The organism is Chelativorans petroleitrophicus, from assembly GCF_025398195.1.
Lineage (GTDB): Bacteria > Pseudomonadota > Alphaproteobacteria > Rhizobiales > Rhizobiaceae > Chelativorans > Chelativorans petroleitrophicus.
In genome coordinates this window covers 96289-116399 of sequence record NZ_JAODNV010000012.1, presented here as the reverse complement: position 1 = coordinate 116399, position 20111 = coordinate 96289, and the positions used below count along the sequence as shown (strand labels likewise).

Sequence of the window (20111 nt, the reverse complement as noted above, 5' to 3'; positions counted from 1 at the left end):
GTCACCTCCGCCTCCGGCCACCTGATCCATCATGGCACGAGGAAGGCTTGCCAACACCGCAAAAGATTTGAACAAAGCGATCAGCATCGCGGATCGGACAAGCCGGAGCACCACGCCGGAGCACGAGGCAGGGCCCTCACCCGAGACACCTTTCCCTTCACTTGAGGCGAGGCAAGCACCCGCAGTCACGGCAAGGCCCGCATTGAGCGGGCCTTGGCAAAGTTCTAGTGCAGCCCAGCGCGGCCTGTACCTGCCCTACACCGCCGCCGCTGCCCTTTTCTCGCTGTGCGCAGCCGCATCCTTCTTGAGCAGCTCGGCCACCAGGAAAGCAAGCTCCAGCGCCTGATCCGCATTGAGCCGCGGATCGCAATGGGTGTGGTAGCGGTTGGACAGATCGTCGGCCGAGATCGCGCGCGCGCCGCCGGTGCATTCGGTGACGTTCTTGCCCGTCATCTCGATATGGATGCCGCCCGGATGCGTCCCCTCGGCGCGATGCACGTCGAAGAAGGTCTGAACTTCCGAAAGGATGCGGTCGAAGGGCCGCGTCTTGTAGCCGTTGAGCGAAATCGTGTTGCCATGCATGGGGTCGCACGACCACACCACCTTGCGGCCTTCCTTCTCCACCGCCCGGATGAGCTTCGGCAGGTGATCGGCCACCTTCTCCGCGCCGAAGCGGGCGATTAGCGTCAGCCGTCCCGGCTCGTTCTGCGGGTTGAGGATGTCGATCAGCCGGATAAGCGTCTCGGGCTCGAGCGACGGCCCGCACTTGAGCCCCAGCGGGTTCTTCACGCCGCGGCAGTACTCCACATGGGCGTGGTCGGGCTGGCGCGTGCGGTCGCCGATCCAGATCATGTGCCCGGACGTGGCGTACCAGTCGCCGGTGGTCGAGTCGATGCGCGTCAGCGCCTCCTCGTAGCCCAGAAGCAGCGCCTCATGGCTGGTGTAGAAATCCGTCTCACGCAGCGAAGGATGGGTATCGGCGGTAATCCCGATGGCCCGCATGAAGTCCATCGTCTCCGTGATGCGGTCGGCCAGCGCCCGGTAGCGCTCCGCCTGCGGGCTGTCGGAGATGAAGCTCACCATCCACTTGTGCACGTTTTCCAGATTGGCATAGCCGCCCTGGGCAAAGGCGCGCAGCAGGTTCAGCGTAGCGGCCGACTGCCGGTAGGCCATTTCCTGGCGCGCCGGATCAGGCGTGCGTGAGGCTTCCGTAAACTCGATGCCGTTGATGATGTCGCCGCGATAGGAGTCCAGCACCACGCCGTCCTTCTCCTCGGTCGGAGAAGACCGCGGCTTGGCGAACTGGCCGGCAATCCGGCCCACTTTCACCACCGGCTGGGCGCCAGCGAAGGTCAGGACCACGGCCATCTGAAGGAAGACGCGGAAGAAGTCACGGATGTTGTCCGCGCCATGCTCGGCGAAGCTCTCGGCGCAGTCGCCGCCCTGAAGCAGAAAGCCCTCGCCATTGGCGACGGCGGCCAGCGCCTTCTTCAGCTTGCGTGCCTCGCCCGCAAAAACGAGCGGCGGATAGGTCGCCATGCGCGCCTCGACCTCGGCGAGCGCAGCAGGGTCCGGATAAGCCGGAACCTGGCTGATCGGCTTGTTCCTCCACGAATTCGGCGACCATTTTGTCATATCAACACCCATAGGCTTGCCCCCGGACACGGGCTTTACCGGCCGGCAAGCGGCTATTTAGCGGAAGGCCGGGAAGGATACTACCCCGCAAATGCCCGGGAGACGACAGAATAATGCTTCTGCTGTCACCGCACGCGCGGCCTGTCTGAGCTACGGCCGCGCCCGATCATTCCTCGCCTTCCTCCCGGCGATATGGCGGCAGTCCGCGCGCGGCGCGCGACCACGCCCGGTAGTCATGCCACGGGCGAAAGGGCTCCTCGACCGCGAAGGTCGCTTCCGCCCGCATTGACGCCCCGTCGCGCACCAGTCGGATGGCTGCCGCACCCCTGCGCGCCAGATCGCGCTTGGTGATCACCGCCGCCTCCCCTGCCCCGCACACGTTGCCTGCCGTCACGTCGTCCATAACGATCAGGGCCGCCGCGCCGCAGACCACCCGTGCCGCGGCGGAGTCCTGCGTGTGGGCGATGAGAGCGCCGCTTGCATGGCGCGCCAGACACAACCCGTCGCCGCAGACGAAGCCCGGTTCGGCGAGCGCCGGGTCATCCGGCGAAGGCCGCACGGTTGCATTACGCGGCTTCAGCATCTCTTCGGCCATCAGCGCGCGTGTCCAGTCGTCGATGGTAAAGCCGTTAGGACGGCTGCGGTTGACGGCAATGCGGCCGGCCGGATCGCCCACGCCGACCAGCCTTGCATCCTCGGCAACAAGAACATCGGGCAATTCCCTGCCCGCTATCAACGCCAGCCCCAGCACCAGAAAGGGCAATGCCGCAAGCCGGACCCATGTAGTGGACACGACCAGAATGACCAGCGCAACGGTAAGAAAAAGTACCGCCGGAAGCGGAACGATCCCCACCGCATCCACCGGCGAATGATCCGAGAACCATCGCGCGATGGCGATCACGCCGGCAATGCCATGTACCATGATCTTGAGGAAAAAACCGTCGAGGCCAAAAGGCAGCGCCAGCATGGCCATCACCGCCGAGGGCATAACGACCAGCGAGACCAGCGGCATGGCGGTGAGATTGGCCGGAAGGCCCATGGGGGCCGCGCGCTGGAAATGCCACACGCTGTAAAGCGCGGTCGCCGTCCCGGCGATCAGCGAGGTGGCTGCGAGCCCCGCAAGGAAGGCAAATGCCGCTCGCATCGCCCGGCGCACGAGCGAACCGGACGGCGGAGGCGAGAATTCCCGCCTGCGCCGCCGCCACTCGCTCCAGACAGCATAGCCCGCCACCAGCGCGGCGGTCGCGGCGAACGACATCTGAAAGCTGGGCCCCACCACCTCATGCGGGGAAAGCGCGACGATGACGAGCGCCGCAATCGCGACGTTGCGCATGGTGATGGCCGCGCGGTCGAAGAGGAGCGCGGCAAGCATCACCGCAAGCATGATGTAGCTGCGTTCGGCCGCCACGTCGCCGCCGGAGATGAAGAGATAGAGCGTGCAGAAGGCCAGTGCAGCTGCGGCAGCATATTTCTTTACCGGCACGCGCGAGGCAAAGCCCGGGAACAGCGCCGCGCCCGTCCGAAGCATCGTCATCACCGTCATGGCGACAAGCGCCATGTGGAGCCCGGAGATGGACAGGATGTGCGCGAGGCCGGAGCGGCGGAGCCATTCGTTGGTTTCCTCCGGGATGCCCGGCCGGAAACCGACGATCATGGCCACGGCGACCTCCCCTTCGGGCCCCGAGACATGGGCGCGGATGCGCTCCGCCAACGCCAGCCGCGCGCTTTCCAGCCAGCGCGCCGGGCGCGCCCATACGGGTAGTGGCTCGTCCAACTCCACACGCTCCACATTCGACATGAAGAAGCCGATGGCGCCCAGGCCGCGAAAGAAGCTGGTGAAGCCGAAATCGTAGCTTCCCGGCCGCACGGGACCGGGCGGCGGCATCAGCCGCACAAGCCCGGCAACGCCCTCGCCGGGTTGCAGCCCGTCGGGGACGGATCTCGCCGTGACCCGCACCCGTTCCGGCGCGTAGCGCAAGTGCGGCCGCTCCGTGGCAAGCACGTCAACGGTAAGCCGGACCCTTCCACTCGCCTGATCTTCCAGCCGGACCAGCCTTCCGGTGATCCGCGTGGTGATCTCCGAACCGATCATGGGCGTTGCCGCGCGCCAGGTCTCCAGCTTCGCCGCCGCCACGCCGAGCGCGAAGACAAGGCATCCCGTCAGTGGCACGAACAGAACCGGTCTGTGCCGCGCCAGAAAGGCTGAAATGGCGAGAAACGCCAGAATGACAACAAGCGGTGCCGTGCCGGGCTCCTGCCTGAGGCCGAAATAGAAAGCGGCTCCGCCCGCCAGCAGAACCGGCAGGCACAGGAACGCAGCCCCGCGCGCTGCATCCTTGGCAAGTGCCTCAGCCGCCTGCAGGTGAAGGCGCTGCCAAAGGCTGGTCCGCAAACGGGACGCGGCGCTAGGCGGCAGGGATGGCTTCCCGCCCGCCGGCCACCGTGCCACGGTCTGGTCTGCAGGCGGCATGACATGTATCTCCATGTCCGCCAGCAGAAAATGCGCACGCTCGCCGTCCGGCGTCGCCGCCCTTTCGCCCCCCATGCCTGTCCCCTTCAGGCGCTTGCACCCCTTTCATCCTATGCTACATGACGGGCAGCCGATTTCCACCCGCGCCGGTGAACTGCACCGCGCCAGAACATCCGGACAACAGCATGCCCGATAACGTCATCACACGCTTCGCGCCGTCGCCGACCGGTTTCCTCCATATCGGCGGTGCGCGCACGGCGCTCTTCAACTGGCTCTATGCCCGGCATACCGGCGGCAAGATGCTCCTGCGCATCGAGGATACGGACCGGCAGCGCTCGACACCGGAGGCCACCGCCGCCATCCTCGACGGGCTGAAATGGCTCGGGCTCGAATGGGATGGGGAGCCGGTCTCGCAGTTCGCCCGCGCGGAGCGCCACCGCGAGGTGGCGGAAGAACTGGTGGCCAGAGGTGCCGCCTACTACTGCTATGCCTCACCGGAGGAAGTCGAGGCCGCGCGCGAGAAAGCACGCGCGGAAGGCAAGCCGCCGCGCTTCTTCAGCCCCTGGCGTGACCGCGATCCGAGTGAGGCCCCGGCCGGCGTCAAGCCCGTGATCCGCATCAAGGCCCCGCGCGAGGGCGAAACGATTGTCGATGACCGCGTGCAGGGCGTGGTACGCTTTCCCAACAAGGATCTCGACGACTTCATCATCCTGCGGTCCGACGGCTCGCCCACCTACATGCACGCAGTCGTGGTGGACGATCACGACATGGGCGTGACCCACATCATCCGCGGCGACGATCATCTGACGAACGCCGCCCGCCAGACGCTGATCTATCAGGCCATGGGCTGGGAGGTTCCCGTCATGGCCCACGTGCCCCTCATTCACGGGCCGGACGGCGCCAAGCTTTCCAAGCGGCACGGCGCGCTGGGGGTCGAAGCCTACCGCGCCATGGGCTACCTGCCGTCCGCCCTACGCAACTATCTCGCCCGCCTCGGCTGGAGCCACGGTGATGACGAGGTGATGACCACTGAAGAGATGATCCAGTGGTTCGAGATCGAGGACATCAACAAGGCCGCCGCGCGCTTCGATTTCCAGAAGCTCGAAGCGCTGAATGGCATTCACATGCGCCGCACGGACGATGACACGCTGTTGAACATCTTCCTCGAAACCCTGCCCCATCTGGAGGGCGGGAAGCGACTGCTCGACCGTATGGACGAGAAGCGCAAGGCTCAGCTCCGCGCCGCTATGCCTGGCCTCAAGGAACGCGCTAAGACATTGGTCGAACTTCTTGATGGAGCAGGATTTCTCTTTGCCGAGCGTCCGCTTCAGATTGATGAAAAGGCAGCCAACCTGCTCGATCCGGACGCGCGGGCCATGCTTGCCGAGCTGGCAGAGGAATTCGCACGCATCGAGGACTGGTCGGCGGAGTCGACGGAGGCCGTGGTGCGCGCCTATGCCGAAAGGACGGGCCTAAAGCTCGGAAAAGTGGCGCAGCCGCTGCGGGCGACCCTCACCGGGCGCACCACCTCCCCCGGCATTTTCGACGTGCTTGCCGTTCTCGGCCGCGAGGAGGCACTCGGACGCATCCGCGACCAGGCCGCCGCCAGATGACGGGCGGAACCGCATTTGCTGCAACGCAAAACTGCCCGCTGTCAAGCTTGGCAGAGAAGGGCAAATGCGCTAGCTACACCGAATGGACAGGTGCCCTACGGCCCTCCCGCACCATGAGCGGTGGCGACTTCTGCTTCCCGCCCAAGTCCCAATAACAGAGAGGTGATACGCGATGGCCAACTCGACCGTGAGACTGGAACTTGGCGGGAAAACGCATGAGCTCAACGTGCGGCGAGGAACGATCGGCCCAGATGTCATCGACATCGGCTCGCTTTACTCAAACACCGGGATGTTCACCTACGATCCCGGCTTCACCTCCACGGCCAGCTGCGAATCCAAGATCACCTACATCGACGGGGAACAGGGCATTCTTCTGCATCGCGGCTATCCCATCGAGCAGCTTGCCGAGCAGGGGGATTTCCTGGAGGTCTGTTACCTCCTGCTTTATGGCGAACTGCCGACCAAGGCCCAGAAAGAGGATTTCGACCAGCGCGTGACGCGGCACACCATGCTGCACGAGCAGATGTCGCGCTTCTTCACGGGCTTCCGGCGCGATGCGCATCCCATGGCGGTGATGTGCGGCATGGTCGGCGCGCTTTCGGCCTTCTATCACGACTCCACGGACATCTCGGACCCGCACCAGCGTATGGTCGCTTCCATACGCATGATCGCCAAGATGCCCACCATCGCCGCCATGACCTACAAGTATCATGTCGGCCAGCCCTTCATCTATCCGCGCAATGAGCTCAGCTACGCGGCGAATTTCCTGCATATGTGCTTCGCGGTGCCGTGCGAGGAATACAAGGTCAATCCGGTGCTCGCCCGCGCCATGGACCGTATTTTCATCCTGCACGCCGATCACGAGCAGAACGCTTCCACCTCCACCGTGCGGCTTGCCGGCTCCTCCGGCGCCAACCCCTTCGCCTGCATCGCCGCGGGTATTGCATGCCTCTGGGGTCCGGCCCATGGCGGCGCCAATGAGGCGGCCCTCAACATGCTGGCGGAAATCGGCACGCCGGACCGCATCCCCGAATACATCGCCCGCGCCAAGGACAAGAACGATCCGTTCCGCCTCATGGGCTTCGGCCACCGCGTCTACAAGAACTACGATCCGCGCGCCAAGATCATGCAGAAGACCTGCCATGAGGTGCTGGCGGAGCTCGGCATCAAGGACGATCCGCAACTCGAAATCGCCATGGAGCTGGAGCGAATCGCGCTCACGGACGAGTATTTCATCGAGAAGAAGCTTTACCCGAATATCGACTTCTATTCCGGCATCACGCTCCGGGCGCTCGGCTTCCCGACCACCATGTTCACCGTGCTCTTCGCGCTGGCGCGCACCGTGGGCTGGATCGCCCAGTGGAAGGAAATGATCGAGGACCCGCAACAGAAGATCGGGCGCCCCCGCCAACTCTACACCGGCGCCCCCCAGCGCGACTACGTGCCGATCGACCAAAGGTAGGCGACGGCAGCGCCAGGCCGCGCCGGTTCCCGGTTCCGGCTGTCAAATCTGAGCGCAGTGCTTCCGATGGGCTAATGATGCTGGGCGAGAGGCTGCCGCCATGGCGTGGGTCAGGCCTTCTTCTCGCCCCCGCCGTGCCAGGCGCCAGGCTCGAGGCCAGCGTCTTCCGGCCGACGTTCAGGTTCGCCCGTGCGCTTCGCACGGGCTCAGAAGCAGTCACGAGCGAAAAGCCCGACGCAGATCGCGGCTTCCGGAGCCTCCAGATCGCCTGAGAGCAGCTGCCGTATCACCAGAAGCGTCCAACGTTCGGCAAGAATCTCCGAGGCTTTGGCCAAAGGGCAAAGCTGGCCGTGTTCCATGAAGCCTCCATCAAGGCCAAGTATAATTCAAAGCTGCTCTTGATGCCGTTTCAAATTATGGACTGGAGTTATCTCCCCCGCGCGCGCATGCTGTCCGGCTGGAGCATTCGGAAAAGAAAACGCGGCGCGCAGCCTGGCCGCCGCATTCCGGAAAGGCTGGCGCGGATGAGAGCTATCGCCGGCGCGCTCGGGAGGAGGACAAGATGACACCGATCGAACAGGATGTGGTCCGCCACTGGACCCATGGTTCACTCGAAGAGGCGATCCGCAATGGTCTGATCGCCGCGGGGCTCAGCCTCGAGAGGCTTCAGCCGGACGATCTCGCTCCGGTTGACGAATTTCACATGGGCGGGCGCGACGCCACCGTTCATCTGGCGGAAGGGCTCGGCCTCAAGGAGGGCATGAGTGTCCTCGACATCGGCTCCGGCATCGGCGGGCCCGCCCGCTTTTTTGCCAGCCGCTATGGCTGCCGCGTCACCGGAATCGATGTCACGCCCGAGTATGTCCAGGTCGCCGGGAGCCTGACAGCTATGGTCGGCCTTACCGACCGGGTGACGTTCAGAATCGGCAGCGCCACGGCGCTCCCCTTCGACGCGGAAAGCTTCGATGCGGCCACCTTGATCCACGTGTCCATGAACATCGCTGACAAGGAGAAGCTCTGCGCCGAGGTCGCGCGCGTAGTCAAGCCGCAGGCGGTCTTCGGGCTCTACGAGGTGATGCGCACCGCCGACGGGGACCTGTCCTACCCGGTCCCCTGGGCCGAAACGCCAGCCCTTTCCATTCTCGCCACCCCTCTTGCGTACCGGCAGGCACTCGAACGGAACGGCTTCGAGGTGATGGCCGAGGAAAACCGGCGCGATTTCGCTCTCGATTTCTTCCACCGGGTACGGAAGCGCATCAGCGAAAGCGGCCTGCCGCCGCTCGGCATTCACCTCCATATGGGGCCGAGCGCGGCGGAGAAGATCGCCAACATGGTGGTCAACTTGGAGCGCGGGTTGATCGCCCCGGTGGAGATGATCTGCCGGCGCAGATAGCACCGACACGGCCGCCTACGAACGATCAGCGGCTGACGATACGCCTGGGATTGAGGTCGAACGGAAAGGGAGCCACGGTCAGAGTTTGGCAAACTCCCTCTGCCGGAAATCCGCAGCGATTTCAGCAGGAACGGCGCGTTTGCGAAAGTCGCGTATGATCTCCGCCCAAGCGAAGCGGATGGAGTTTTCCACAATCTCACGGTCGAGGCGCTTGAGTGAATCCTCTATCGGAGCCCAGACATAGAGCGCCTTGGGACTTTCGGTCATCGCGTCCCCTCCGGCCGCCAGCCGCTGCCAGTTCGTGCCGGCAAGCCGATGGGCGAAAGCCTCTTTCCACTGTGACACCAGCGTATCGTCAGGGATGCCTTCCGCATTGGCGGCAAGTCCCGCCTCATGGCAGTGCCGGGCCAGCGCCTCGCTCTCGCTTTCCGTCAGCCTCCCCTCCGGCATCACCCGGGCGGCCGCGTGAATCGCGATATCCGACAGGCAGGCGGCAAACACGTGCCACTTGGCGAGGTCGACCGACTGCATGAAAACCTCGTCCTTGAACATGATGGGATAGCGCGTTCCCATCCGCGCTTTCAGATAGCCGTAGAGCTTCTTCTGCGCCACGAAGGCCGCACGCGTGTGGGCAAAGCGCGCAAGCCCCTCCACCTTGTCGATGCGGCTCGTCTCCTGGCGGACATACAGCCGCTTCGCCGCCTCTAGAAGCAGCATGCGTGTGCGGGCGAGAAGTCCTGTCCCAGCCGGGGAAGGCCTGTCACCGGTTACGACCAAGGTTTAATTCCATTTGCCTATCGAATTCGACAACACTCCCAGTGCGCCATTGTGGTTCCGATTCGCTTTGTCGGCAATGGCACTCGGCAGCGACTTTGGTCGCAAGCGCATCTGAGGGAGGAGGACATCATGTCCGATAACACCGACGCGCGAGACCGCTACTGGCAGAAGACCAGGAACCTGACGATCGTCATCCTGGTGCTGTGGGCGTTCTTCTCGCTCTTCATTCCGTTGATCGTCAGTCCGCTCAACAACCTGACGTTCCTGGGCTTCCCGCTCGGCTACTACATGATCGCGCAGGGCTCGCTCATCGCCTTCGTTCTCCTGATCGTGATCCAGAACTGGCGTCAGGACGCGATCGACCGGGAATTCGGCTTCGACGAAGAGTGAGCGGGAGGAACCGTCATGGCTCTCATGCAGGGACGTTTCATAGACAATATCGGGCGCGTCTACGGCCTCTACACCGGCGGCTTTCTCGTCTTCATCATCCTGATGGCGATCCTGGAGCAGCTCGGGGTGAGCGCCAACACGATAGGCGTGCTCTTCGTGGCCTTCACGATCGGCATCTATGCAGTGATCGGATGGCTGTCGCGGACGATGGAGGTGGACGCCTATTATGTCGCCGGGCGCCAGGTCCCGGCGGTCTACAATGGCATGGCAACGGCGGCAGACTGGATGTCCGGTGCCTCCTTCGTCGCCATGGCCGGCGGCATCTTCTTCGGCGGCTATGGCTACATGGCCTATATCATCGGCTGGACGGGCGGCTACGTGCTCGTCAACTCGCTGATGGCGCCCTATCTGCGCAAGTTCGGCTGCTACACCGTGCCCGACTTCATCGGCACGCGCTACGGCGGCAATCTCACCCGGTTGTTCGCCGTGGTGGTGCTTGTCGTCGCCTCCTTCACCTATGTGACGGCGCAGATCGACGCTACAGGCACGATCGCTGCCCGCGTGCTGCAGATCCCCTACTCCGTCGGCGTGTGGTTCGGGCTCCTCAGCATTTTGCTCTGCTCGATGCTCGGCGGCATGCGCGCGGTGACCTGGACCCAGGTGGCGCAGTACATCGTGCTCATCGTCGCCTATCTGGTGCCGGTGATCTGGATGTCCAACGTGCAGGACTTCGGCATCATCCCGCACTTCACCTATGGAGAGGCCGCCTCGACCATGAGGGAACTCGAAGCGCAATTCGGGTTGAACCCGCCGGCTGAAGCCATTCCCGGCCTTTCGGTGCTCACGACGCCGCACACAAGCCCTGTGGGCGCTCTGGCCGAGTGGCGCTTCATCACGCTGGCGCTTTGCATGATGGCCGGTACGGCGTCCCTGCCGCACATCCTGATGCGCTATTTCACGACGCCATCGGTGCGTTCGGCGCGCAAGTCCGTCGGCTGGTCGCTGTTCTTCATCTTCCTGCTGTACTTCACGGCGCCGGCGCTCGCCACGCTGACGAAGCTGCAGCTTCTGGATCCGAACCTGCCCACCGCCGTCATCGGCAAGCCCTTCGAGGAGGTCGCCTCGCTCGCCTGGATCCAGAACTGGTCGTCCGTGGGCTTCCTGGCCATTGCTGACCAGAATGGAGACGGTATCCTGCAGCTCAACGAGTTCTTCATGCGGCCGGATATCGTGGTGCTCGCCACGCCTGAGATCGCCGGGCTTCCCTATGTGATCTCCGGTCTCGTGGCTGCGGGCGGCATGGCCGCTGCCATGTCAACGGCGGACGGTCTCCTGCTTGCCATCGCCAACGCGCTGTCCCACGATCTTTACTACAAGATCATCGACCCGAAGGCGGACACCGCCGTGCGGCTGATCGTGGCGCGTGTGCTGCTGGTGGGCATCGGTGCCATCGGCGCGCTCATCGCCTCGCTCCAGCTCACGAGCATCCTCGGCGCGGTGGCCTGGGCGTTCTGCTTCGCCTGCTCCGGCCTCTTCTTCCCGCTTGCCCTCGGCGTGTGGTGGAAGCGGGCGAACAGGCAAGGCGCGCTTGCAGGCATGTTTGCCGGCTTCGTGGCCGGGTCCGCCTACCTCTACTATGTCTACAACGGCGGCACGCCGTGGCTGGGCCTGGATGATGTGCGCTTCGGCATCATCGGAATGGCAGCAAGCCTCGTGGCGATGGTGGTCGTCACACTGATGACGCCCGAGCCCGACGAGGAAATCCAGCGCATGGTGGACGAGACGCGCGTTCCCGTTGGGGAGCCGATCATCGTTCACAAGCACTGAAAAAGGCTTGCCAGAAACACTAGGGGCGGGACATTCTCCCGCCCCTCTTCTCGTTTGCACTCCGGGGGATCAATCGTGCAGGGAATGCTCGCCGCCTTTCCGTTGTGGGTCATCGTCATCGACTACGTGCTGGGCATGGTGATGTGGACCCTGATCGGCCGCGCGGCCATGAACATTTTCCTGTCCGAGGACTCGAACTTCTTCTTCATGCGCTTCTTCGTTCGCGCGACGAATCCGATCCTGCGGCTGTTCGCCCCCATCACGCCCGGCTTCCTGATCGACTTCCTGGTGCCGGTCTACGTGGCTTGGTTCTTCTTCATGATCCGTTTTTATCTGATGCCCTGGCTGCTCGGCTATTCCGTCATGGGCATGCTGTCCTTCCCGCTGGAAAGCGAGATCGCAGCGGTGCTTTATCGGGCGTTTGGGAGATGAAGAGCCAATAGGGAGGAATGGTGAAATTGCTTGTAGCGTTCAGTTCGTCAACTACCAATCTTAAAAAACCGATACCGCTTTTTCCATTCGCTATTCACCGTTCACTGCTCCCCCTCCTCGCTACTTGCTATTCACTCGCCCCTATCGCCTCCAACAACGCCACAGCCCCCATCATGTCCCGCTTGCGCGCGGCGCGGCGATCGGCGGCTTCGGCGTCCTCGCCCCATTGAGCGATGTTCCAGTCTTCGTCCACATGGGCGGCCTTCCAGGCGGTGTCGGCATCGACCGCCCCGGCCTCAACCGCAAGCGCAAGGAGTGCCGAGCCGGTCAGCGTCGTCATCACATGGAGGGCGGCGAGCCGCAGCGGCTCGCGGCGGGGCCTCACATAGGCCCCGACCGCCGCGATCGTCGCGCGCGGCTGCTCCACATGCATGACGCCTTCGGCAAGCATGAAGCGCACGCCCAGCTCTCCCTCTGCCCATTCGAGCACCGGGTCCCAGGCCTCCGCCTCCAGCGCGATCAGGCGCTCGGGGGAATCGGCGCGGTAGCACAGAAGATCGCTGGAGGCGTAGCGCAGGATGTCCTCAGCCACCGCCTGCGGATCGCTCGCCACCCCGTCGATGGCCGTGTTGACGAGGCGCGTCACCGGCATGGTGATCGGATCGATGTACTCGCCCTGAGCCTCATATTCCTGCGCGACGAGCTGCGCGGCTCGCTCGGTCGGCAGCAAGAGTTCCGCCTTCGCGGGCGTGCGCACCGCCCGCCCGTCAAGCAGAACGCGGAACGTACCGCCGTCACCCTCCACCTCCACGCGGGTATAAAACCGTTTCGGCCGCGGCGTCTGCATATGCTTCTGCGCGCGGCGCATGGGATCGAGGTCCGACGGATGATGCCGGCCGTGGTCGAGATCGTTCAGGATATCACGCATGGTCCCTCATATAGGTGACGGGCGGATCGGCGCTACCCGCATGGGCGGATTGCCACCCTTCTTCAGGCCAATTCCTCCGCGGCGGTTGCGTCGAAGCCGAGCAGGTTCCAGCTCTGCTGCATATGCGGCGGCAGTTCGGCCGTCACGTCGAGAGTTCCGCCGTCGGGGTGCGGGATGACGATGCGGCGGGCGTGCAGGTGCAGGCGGTTCTGGATGCCGCCGGGCAGCTGCCAGCTCGGCTCCGCCTCGAAATATTTCGGGTCGCCGATGATCGGGCATCCGATATGGGCGGCATGCACGCGCAGCTGATGCATGCGGCCCGTATAGGGCTCCATCGCAAGCCAGGAAAGCGCCGTTCCCGCCCGCTCGATCACGCGATAGGTGGAGATGGCATGGTCGGCACCCGGCTCTCCATGCCTGGCGATCCGCATGCGGTCGCCGTCAGGCTTTGCCTCGCGCAAGAGCCATGTCGAAATCCGCCCCTCCTCCTTCTTCGGAACGCCCTTCACCAGCGCCCAGTAGATCTTCTTCGTCTCCCGCGCGCGGAACGCCTCGGCAAGCTTCACCGCGGCGAGCCGCGTGCGTGCCACTACCAGCACGCCGGAAGTATCTCGGTCCAGGCGGTGCACGAGGCGCGGCTTTTCGCCCTTCCTGCTGCGCCAGGCTTCCAGCATGCCGTCCACATGGCGGTTGATGCCGGAGCCGCCCTGCACCGCAAGGCCTGCAGGCTTATTGAAGACGAAAACCTTCTCGTCCTCATGGATCAGCATCTGCGAGAGCACCTCGGCATCGCCATGGTCGCGTATGGTGCGTATGGTGGTTGGCGCGCCCTTGCGGTCGACCGCAAGCGGCGGCACCCGGATCACCTGCCCCGGCTGAACACGCGTATCGGCCTTGGCGCGCGCGCCGTCCACGCGCACCTGCCCCGTGCGCAGCAGCTTCTGAAGCTCTCCGAAACCCAGGCCGGGATAATGGGCCTTGAACCAGCGATCGAGCCGCATGCCCGCCTCGCCGCTATCCACCTTGATCTGCTCGACGCTTGCCATCTTCTCACCGTCTTGAATGGCGGCAATAGCACCGCAAACGCCTTCTTGCGAGCCGCAAAATGGCCCGGCACCTCCCAAATGGTAGCTGCGCGGCCATACGAAATGGCGAGGCTGCCGAACAGCTTCGTGCAGGCAAGAGGCGCCACCGGGCTCGGCGCGCTCAATCGTGTGGACAAGGCCGCCCTGCTTCTCGGTCGCGGCGGGCATGTGCTGGAAATCAATAGCAAGGCCGAAACTCTTCTGCAGCAGCAGGGGTCGCCGCTCTTCATCAAGGCGGGCATGTTGGGGATCCTGGACTCCGCAAGCGACCGAAAGCTTCACGCCTTGGCCGTCACCGCGACGTCGCCTCGATTTGCGTCCTCGCCACGCTGGTCGCCCCTGCCGGTCATCGTGGAGCGTCCGGCTGGCCGACCGCTGATGGTCGAGGCGGTTTACCTCCCGGATGTCATCCAGCCGATGGTGCCGAACGCCTATGGCATGCTTCTCGTCACCGATTTCGACTGGCCGTCCTCGACCCGGCAATCCTCTTGGGCAACACTGTTCCGCCTCACCGCTGCGGAAATCCGGCTGTGCGAAGCCCTTATGGACGGCAAATCCTTGAACGAAGCTGCCGAGGCCTTGCAGATCAGGTCGGCACGGCGCGCCAGCGCCTCAAGACCGTTCTGCACGAGACGGAGACGCGTCGCCAGGGCGAGCTTATTCTCCTCCTCTCGAAGACTTAAGGCAGAGAATGGCGATCACACACGAGCCTGGGCTACAGGCTTCTCACCAGCCATAGGCCCGCAAACAGGGCGGTTATCGCGCCAGCGACGCTCGCCAGTACATAGCCCGCGGCGGCGCCTTGCGCGCCGCGCTCCCACAGCGCTGCGACATCGAGCGAAAAGGCGGAGAAGGTCGTGTAGCCGCCCAGAAGGCCGGTGGCAACAAAGAGCCGGAATGCCTCTGAGCCTCCAAACCGGCGGGCAAGAAGCTCGATAAAGACGCCCATGGCCAGGCAGCCCGCGATATTGACCGTGAGCGTGCCCCAGGGAAAAGCCGTGCCGAACAGGCGGCCGGCTGCCGCATTGCTCAAGTGCCGCAAACCCGCGCCGATGGCGCCTCCCGCACAAACCAGCAGCAAATGATACAATCACACCCCCTTTAGCGCTGCGCCGCTTGAAGATATTGGCTATCCGCCCGCCTTCTGCGCCCTTTCCCGCCGCAGCTTCGCCCAATAGTCAAGCCGCTTCCTGATCTCGCGCTCGAAGCCGCGCTCGGGCGGATCGTAGAAGGTCTTCCGCCCCATGGCCTCCGGAAAATAGTCCTGGCCGGAAAAGGCGTCCGGCATGTCGTGATCGTACTGATAGCCGGAGCCGTAGCCCGTCTCCTTCATCAGCTTCGTGGGGGCGTTCAGAATGTGCTTTGGCGGCAGGAGCGAGCCGTACTCCTTGGCGGCCCCCATTGCCGCCTTGAAGGCGGTATAGACGGCGTTGGACTTCGGCGCGGTGGCGAGATAGACGCAGGCCTGCGCCAGCGCCAGCTCGCCCTCGGGCGAGCCCAGATAGTCATAGGCATCCTTCGCCGCATTGGCGATGACAAGCGCCTGCGGGTCCGCAAGGCCGATATCTTCCACCGCCATCCGTACGAGCCTCCGCCCGAGATAGAGCGGGTCCTCGCCGGCATCCAGCATGCGCGCCAGATAGTAGAGCGCCGCGTCGGGATCGGAGCCGCGCACGGATTTGTGCAGAGCCGAGATCAGATTGTAGTGCCCGTCCTGACGCTTGTCATAGATCGGCGCGCGCCGCTGCACGATCCGTTGAAGCGCTTCCGCATCGAAAATCTCCTCTTCGCGTGCCGCGCGCCACACCTCCTCCGCAAGCGTAAGGGCCGCTCGCCCGTCTCCGTCAGCCATGCGGATGAGAACCGCCCTCGCCTCCTCGTCCAGCGGCAGCTTGCGGCCCTCCGCGGCTTCGGCGCGGCTCAGGAGGCGTTCCAGGCTGTCCGCCTCGAGCGGGTAAAAGATCAGCACACGCGCGCGCGAAAGAAGCGCGGCATTGAGCTCGAAGGAGGGGTTCTCCGTCGTGGCGCCCACAAGCACGACAGTACCGTCCTCCATCACCGGCAGGAAGGAATCCTGCTGAGCCCGGTTGAAGCGATGGATCTCGTCCACGAAGAGGAGCGTCTGGCGTCCCTGGGCGCGCCGCAGACGGGCGGCCTCGAACACCTTCTTCAGGTCCGCGACGCCGGAAAAGATGGCCGAGATCTGCTCGAAAGCCATCGAGGTTTCGCCGGCAAGCAGGCGCGCGACCGTCGTCTTGCCGGTGCCCGGCGGTCCCCAGAAGATGAGCGATCCGAGAGAACCAGAGCGGATCATGCGCGTCAGCGCCCCTTCAGGGCCCGTCAGATGCTCCTGCCCCACCACCTCGTCGAGCTGTCTGGGGCGCAACCGGTCGGCCAGCGGTTTGCCGATCTCCGGTGCGGCTGGCGGTGTGCTCTGGTCAAACAGGTCGCTCATTGCTTCAGAACCGCAATGTCTGGCGGATGACGCGCCCTCCGCGCTCAATGGTGAAGCGCCACCAGCGCCCGCCGGCTTCGGCCAGTTCCTTCATCTGATCGACATTCGCGATCTGCTGCCCGTTGAGCTCGCGCACGATGTCACCGGGCCTCAGGCCGATGCTGGCCGCGGGCGAATTGCGCTCAAGCGCCACGATGACCACGCCGGACCGGCTGAAATCGAGCCGCAGACGCTGGGCCAATGCCGGCGAGAGCTCCGCAATCCGCGCCCCGGCGAACGGGCCGCGGCCGCCGATCTCGACTTCGCGACCATCCCCTTTCGGCGCATGCTCAATGGGCATGGTCAGCGTCAGCCGTTTGCCCTCGCGCAGCACGTTAAGTTCAGCCGTCTCGCCGACGGGAAGGGTCGCCAGCCGGTAGTCGAGCGCTTCGGGCGTTTCCACGGGCTTGCCGTTGACCGTCACGACCACATCGGCCGGCTTCAGGCCGGCGCGCTCTGCCGGGCTTCCGGGCGCCACATTCGTAACGAGCGCGCCCGCCGGACGATCCATGCCCAGCGCCTCGGCAATGTTCGACGTGATCCGGTCGAAACTCGCGCCCACATAGGGGCGCTCGAAATACTCCGCCCCGTTCCTGGCCGATTCCAGCACGGCGCGCACGATGTTGGAGGGAATGGCAAAGCCGATGCCGTTAGACCCTCCCGAGCGGCTGTAAATGGCCGTGTTGATGCCCACCAGCTCCCCGCTCATATTGATGAGCGCGCCCCCGGAATTGCCCGGGTTGATCGCGGCGTCCGTCTGGATGAAGAAACCGAAATCGGAAATGCCGCCCAGCGAGCGCGCGAGCGCGGAAACGATGCCGCTCGTGGTCGTCTGGCCGACCCCGAAGGGATTGCCGATCGCCAGCACCAGGTCGCCGACTTCCAGGGCCTCCGAGTCGCCGATGGCAATCGCCGGAAAGGGCTCGCCGCCTTGGATCTTCAGCACCGCAAGATCGAGCCGCTCGTCCTGAAGCAAGACCTCGCTTTCGAACTCCCGCCCGTCGGGCATGGCCACCTTCACCTCGTCGGCCTCGCGGATGACATGATAGTTCGTCACCACCAGACCGGAGGGATCCACGAGCACGCCCGAGCCGAGCGAGGAACGCTGGCGCGGCGGCATCTGCGGAAAATTGAAGAAGCGCTCGAAGAAGGGATCGCCCATGAAGGGCGAACGCGCCTCCACCATCGCGGAAGCGTAGACATTCACCACCGCGGGCGCGGTCTGTTCCACCAGCGGCGCGAAGGAAAGCTGTATTTCCTCGCGGCTGAACGGCACGCGGCGCTGCGGCCCTTCAGGGGCTTCCACGCCCGTCTCGCCGCCGCCGCGCAAGAGGCGCGAAAGCGGATCGAGCAAAGAGCCCCCCTCATCCTGCGCATAGGCGGGAACGCTCAGGGCGAAGACCAAGACCAGGATCAGCCGGAGAAGAAGAGCCTGCATGAGAATCCCTAAAACTCCAAAGCCTGCATCTTTCCCACAGGATTGTGCACAAGAAAAGGCTTGGGAGGGCCGCCCGGACAAAGCGGCGCAGGCGCAAGGAAGCAGGTGAAGAGAGCCCGAGGATTGGATAAATCTTCGCCCACGGTCATGCCGATTCGGCCGGGCCGGAGCTTCCGCCGCGCATTCCAGCCGGCGGTTATCGGGGTCATCCATGGCCATATACCACGTGCTGCCGATCGCATTGCTCGCGATCTCGAATATCTTCATGACCTTTGCCTGGTATGGACACCTGAAGTTCGGCGACAAGCCGCTTCTTCTGGTGATCGTGGCGAGCTGGGGCATCGCCTTCATCGAATACTGCTTCGCGGTGCCTGCCAACCGCTACGGTCATGCCGTCTATAGCGCCGCCGAGCTCAAGACCATGCAGGAGGTCATCACGCTCACGGTGTTCGCTGTCTTTTCCGTGTTCTATCTGGGCGAGCAGCTCACCATCAACCACGCCATCGGCTTCGCGCTCATCTGCCTCGGCGCCTTCTTCATCTTCAAGGGGCCGTTGGGCTGAACCGCCAATGAAAAAGGGGCCCCCGGGCCCCTTTTAAATGCTTGCCTCGAGAGGGCGATCATGCCGCCTCGGCGGCCTCCTCGGCCCCTTCGGCTTCCGCGCGGGCGCGGTCTGCGGCTCCCTTCGCCGAAACGTCGCGATCGACGAACTCAATCACGGCCATGGGCGCGTTGTCGCCATAACGGAAACCCGCCTTCATGATGCGCGTGTAGCCACCATTGCGCTCCGCATAGCGCGGGGCAACCGTATCGAAAAGGCGCTTCACCAGCTTCTCATCACGGATCGCCGCGATGGCCTGGCGGCGGGCATGCAGGTCGCCGCGCTTGCCGAGCGTGACGAGCTTCTCGACAATCGGGCGAAGCTCCTTCGCCTTGGGCAGGGTGGTGACGATCTGCTCATGCTCAATGAGCGAAGCCGCCATGTTGGCGAACATCGCCTTGCGGTGGCTTGACGTCCTGTTCAGCTTGCGGCCGGCTTTTCCGTGGCGCATTGCTTGTCTCCTTCAAATCCCGGCGGGCTGCAGCCCCACGGTCAATACTGGTCCTCGTAGCGCTTGGCGAGCTCTTCGATGTTGTCCGGCGGCCAGTCCGGCACTTCCATGCCAAGATGCAGGCCCATCGACGCCAGCACTTCCTTGATCTCGTTCAGCGACTTGCGGCCGAAGTTCGGCGTGCGCAGCATCTCGGCTTCCGTCTTCTGGATCAGGTCGCCGATATAGACGATGTTGTCATTCTTCAGGCAGTTGGCCGAACGCACCGAGAGCTCAAGCTCGTCCACCTTCTTGAGCAGAGCGGGGTTGAAGGCAAGCTCAGTGACCTGCTCGGCAGGCTGCTCCTTCTGCGGCTCCTCGAAGTTGACGAACAGGCCAAGCTGGTCCTGCAGAATGCGCGCAGCGAACGCCACCGCATCCTCACCCGTCACCGAGCCGTCCGTCTCGATGGTCATGGTCAGCTTGTCATAGTCGAGCACCTGGCCTTCGCGGGTGTTCTCGACCTTGTAGGAGACCTTCTTGACCGGAGAATAGAGGCTGTCGACCGGGATAAGGCCGATCGGCGCATCCTCGGCACGGTTGCGGTCAGCGGGCACATAGCCCTTGCCGGTGTTGACCGTGAATTCCATGCGGATCTCGGCGCCCTGGTCAAGCGTGCAGATGACGTGATCCGGATTGAGGATTTCGACATCGCCCACCGTTTGGATATCGCCGGCGGTAACCACGCCCGGGCCTTGCTTGCGCACGACCATGCGCTTCGGGCCATCGCCGTCCATCTTGATGGCGATTTCCTTGATGTTCAGCACGATATCGGTGACATCCTCGCGCACGCCGGCGATCGAGGAGAACTCATGCAGCACGCCGTCGATCTGGACGGCCGTGACAGCCGCGCCCCTGAGGGAGGACAGAAGCACGCGGCGCAGCGCGTTGCCGAGCGTCAGGCCGAAGCCGCGCTCCAGCGGTTCGGCCACCAGCGTCGTATGCGTGCGGCCCTTGGAGGTGAACTCAATCTTGTTCGGCTTGATGAGTTCCTGCCAGTTTTTCTGGATGCTCATGGTTGTTCCTTCCGTTACCCCGCCACCATCCAATCGTGGCGGGCGATCTGGAAACCGCAG

The 20111-nt window shown here is 64.2% G+C and carries 18 protein-coding genes; 7 read left to right on the top strand and 11 right to left on the bottom strand.

What is annotated here, in order from left to right; all coding sequences use genetic code 11:
• Positions 1-255: 255 nt before the first annotated feature.
• Positions 256-1635, bottom strand: coding sequence for a class II 3-deoxy-7-phosphoheptulonate synthase (locus tag NYR54_RS12240; protein ID WP_261515945.1), 1380 nt, complete (start codon positions 1633-1635; stop codon positions 256-258).
• A gap of 166 nt (positions 1636-1801) precedes the next feature.
• Positions 1802-4180 carry a ComEC/Rec2 family competence protein gene (locus NYR54_RS12235; RefSeq protein WP_261515944.1) on the bottom strand — a complete coding sequence of 793 codons (2379 nt, stop codon included), beginning with the start codon at positions 4178-4180 and terminating at the stop codon, positions 1802-1804.
• Positions 4181-4290: 110 nt separating this feature from the next.
• On the opposite strand from NYR54_RS12235, the gene gltX reads away from it, so the two are divergent.
• Both gltX and gltA read left to right on the top strand, forming a co-directional pair.
• A complete protein-coding gene (gene gltX / locus NYR54_RS12230) occupies positions 4291-5718 on the top strand; it encodes a glutamate--tRNA ligase (RefSeq protein ID WP_261515943.1) in 1428 nt (475 codons plus the stop codon).
• A 172-nt stretch (positions 5719-5890) separates the two neighbouring features.
• Positions 5891-7180 carry a citrate synthase gene (gltA, locus tag NYR54_RS12225; protein ID WP_261515942.1) on the top strand — a complete coding sequence of 430 codons (1290 nt, stop codon included), beginning with the start codon at positions 5891-5893 and terminating at the stop codon, positions 7178-7180.
• 206 nt (positions 7181-7386) lie between these two features.
• Here the strand turns inward: gltA and NYR54_RS12220 are convergent, their stop codons facing one another.
• Positions 7387-7539, bottom strand: a complete 153-nt coding sequence (locus NYR54_RS12220; protein WP_261515941.1) for a hypothetical protein — start codon at positions 7537-7539, stop codon at positions 7387-7389.
• A 203-nt stretch (positions 7540-7742) separates the two neighbouring features.
• Here NYR54_RS12220 and NYR54_RS12215 point away from each other — a divergent pair, with 203 nt between their 5' ends.
• On the top strand, positions 7743-8573 hold the full coding sequence (locus NYR54_RS12215) for a class I SAM-dependent methyltransferase (protein WP_261515940.1): 831 nt from the start codon (positions 7743-7745) through the stop codon (positions 8571-8573).
• 78 nt (positions 8574-8651) lie between these two features.
• Here the strand turns inward: NYR54_RS12215 and NYR54_RS12210 are convergent, their stop codons facing one another.
• Positions 8652-9350, bottom strand: a complete 699-nt coding sequence (locus tag NYR54_RS12210) for a hypothetical protein (RefSeq protein WP_261515939.1) — start codon at positions 9348-9350, stop codon at positions 8652-8654.
• A 129-nt stretch (positions 9351-9479) separates the two neighbouring features.
• Here NYR54_RS12210 and NYR54_RS12205 point away from each other — a divergent pair, with 129 nt between their 5' ends.
• From NYR54_RS12205 to NYR54_RS12195, 3 genes are all read left to right on the top strand, one after another.
• On the top strand, positions 9480-9740 hold the full coding sequence (locus tag NYR54_RS12205; protein ID WP_261515938.1) for a DUF4212 domain-containing protein: 261 nt from the start codon (positions 9480-9482) through the stop codon (positions 9738-9740).
• Positions 9741-9755: 15 nt separating this feature from the next.
• Positions 9756-11567: a sodium:solute symporter family protein gene (locus NYR54_RS12200; protein WP_261515937.1), complete on the top strand. Its 1812-nt coding sequence runs from the start codon at positions 9756-9758 to the stop codon at positions 11565-11567.
• A gap of 84 nt (positions 11568-11651) precedes the next feature.
• Positions 11652-11999, top strand: coding sequence for a YggT family protein (locus NYR54_RS12195; RefSeq protein WP_261515991.1), 348 nt, complete (start codon positions 11652-11654; stop codon positions 11997-11999).
• 127 nt (positions 12000-12126) lie between these two features.
• On the opposite strand, the gene NYR54_RS12190 is transcribed toward NYR54_RS12195, so the two are convergent.
• The 5 genes from NYR54_RS12190 to NYR54_RS12170 form a co-directional block, all read right to left on the bottom strand.
• Complete coding sequence (locus tag NYR54_RS12190) at positions 12127-12927, bottom strand: ATP12 family chaperone protein (protein WP_261515936.1); 801 nt, start codon at positions 12925-12927, stop codon at positions 12127-12129.
• Between the two features lie 62 nt (positions 12928-12989).
• A complete protein-coding gene (locus NYR54_RS12185; protein WP_261515935.1) occupies positions 12990-13973 on the bottom strand; it encodes an RluA family pseudouridine synthase in 984 nt (327 codons plus the stop codon).
• 754 nt (positions 13974-14727) lie between these two features.
• Complete coding sequence (gene crcB / locus NYR54_RS12180; RefSeq protein WP_261515934.1) at positions 14728-15102, bottom strand: fluoride efflux transporter CrcB; 375 nt, start codon at positions 15100-15102, stop codon at positions 14728-14730.
• Between the two features lie 39 nt (positions 15103-15141).
• The gene (locus tag NYR54_RS12175; RefSeq protein ID WP_261515933.1) at positions 15142-16467 is read right to left on the bottom strand and encodes a replication-associated recombination protein A; all 1326 of its coding nucleotides are present in this window, start codon (positions 16465-16467) and stop codon (positions 15142-15144) included.
• A 4-nt stretch (positions 16468-16471) separates the two neighbouring features.
• Entirely contained in the window at positions 16472-17944 is a 1473-nt protein-coding gene (locus tag NYR54_RS12170; RefSeq protein WP_261515932.1) for a DegQ family serine endoprotease, read from the bottom strand.
• Between the two features lie 211 nt (positions 17945-18155).
• Between NYR54_RS12170 and NYR54_RS12165 the strand changes: the two genes are divergently transcribed.
• Entirely contained in the window at positions 18156-18506 is a 351-nt protein-coding gene (locus NYR54_RS12165) for a DMT family protein (protein WP_261515931.1), read from the top strand.
• Positions 18507-18564: 58 nt separating this feature from the next.
• Here NYR54_RS12165 and rplQ read toward each other — a convergent pair whose 3' ends face one another.
• Together rplQ and NYR54_RS12155 are read right to left on the bottom strand one after the other, a co-directional pair.
• Complete coding sequence (rplQ, locus tag NYR54_RS12160) at positions 18565-18996, bottom strand: 50S ribosomal protein L17 (protein ID WP_261515930.1); 432 nt, start codon at positions 18994-18996, stop codon at positions 18565-18567.
• A 41-nt stretch (positions 18997-19037) separates the two neighbouring features.
• Positions 19038-20051, bottom strand: coding sequence for a DNA-directed RNA polymerase subunit alpha (locus tag NYR54_RS12155; protein ID WP_261515929.1), 1014 nt, complete (start codon positions 20049-20051; stop codon positions 19038-19040).
• Between the last annotated feature and the right edge of the window lie 60 nt (positions 20052-20111).

Bases quoted from the DNA above. Each gene is read 5' to 3' on its own strand.
- NYR54_RS12170 (WP_261515932.1), bottom strand. From the start codon at position 17,944: ATGCAGGCTCTTCTTCTCCGGCTGATCCTGGTCTTGGTCTTCGCCCTG.
- NYR54_RS12185 (WP_261515935.1), bottom strand. From the start codon at position 13,973: ATGGCAAGCGTCGAGCAGATCAAGGTGGATAGCGGCGAGGCGGGCATG.
- NYR54_RS12240 (WP_261515945.1), bottom strand. From the start codon at position 1,635: ATGACAAAATGGTCGCCGAATTCGTGGAGGAACAAGCCGATCAGCCAG.
- NYR54_RS12205 (WP_261515938.1), top strand. From the start codon at position 9,480: ATGTCCGATAACACCGACGCGCGAGACCGCTACTGGCAGAAGACCAGG.
- NYR54_RS12200 (WP_261515937.1), top strand. From the start codon at position 9,756: ATGGCTCTCATGCAGGGACGTTTCATAGACAATATCGGGCGCGTCTAC.
- NYR54_RS12215 (WP_261515940.1), top strand. From the start codon at position 7,743: ATGACACCGATCGAACAGGATGTGGTCCGCCACTGGACCCATGGTTCA.
- NYR54_RS12190 (WP_261515936.1), bottom strand. From the start codon at position 12,927: ATGCGTGATATCCTGAACGATCTCGACCACGGCCGGCATCATCCGTCG.
- gltA (WP_261515942.1), top strand. From the start codon at position 5,891: ATGGCCAACTCGACCGTGAGACTGGAACTTGGCGGGAAAACGCATGAG.
- NYR54_RS12195 (WP_261515991.1), top strand. From the start codon at position 11,652: ATGCTCGCCGCCTTTCCGTTGTGGGTCATCGTCATCGACTACGTGCTG.
- NYR54_RS12220 (WP_261515941.1), bottom strand. From the start codon at position 7,539: ATGGAACACGGCCAGCTTTGCCCTTTGGCCAAAGCCTCGGAGATTCTT.
- NYR54_RS12165 (WP_261515931.1), top strand. From the start codon at position 18,156: ATGGCCATATACCACGTGCTGCCGATCGCATTGCTCGCGATCTCGAAT.
- NYR54_RS12155 (WP_261515929.1), bottom strand. From the start codon at position 20,051: ATGAGCATCCAGAAAAACTGGCAGGAACTCATCAAGCCGAACAAGATT.
- gltX (WP_261515943.1), top strand. From the start codon at position 4,291: ATGCCCGATAACGTCATCACACGCTTCGCGCCGTCGCCGACCGGTTTC.
- rplQ (WP_261515930.1), bottom strand. From the start codon at position 18,996: ATGCGCCACGGAAAAGCCGGCCGCAAGCTGAACAGGACGTCAAGCCAC.
- NYR54_RS12175 (WP_261515933.1), bottom strand. From the start codon at position 16,467: ATGAGCGACCTGTTTGACCAGAGCACACCGCCAGCCGCACCGGAGATC.
- NYR54_RS12235 (WP_261515944.1), bottom strand. From the start codon at position 4,180: ATGGGGGGCGAAAGGGCGGCGACGCCGGACGGCGAGCGTGCGCATTTT.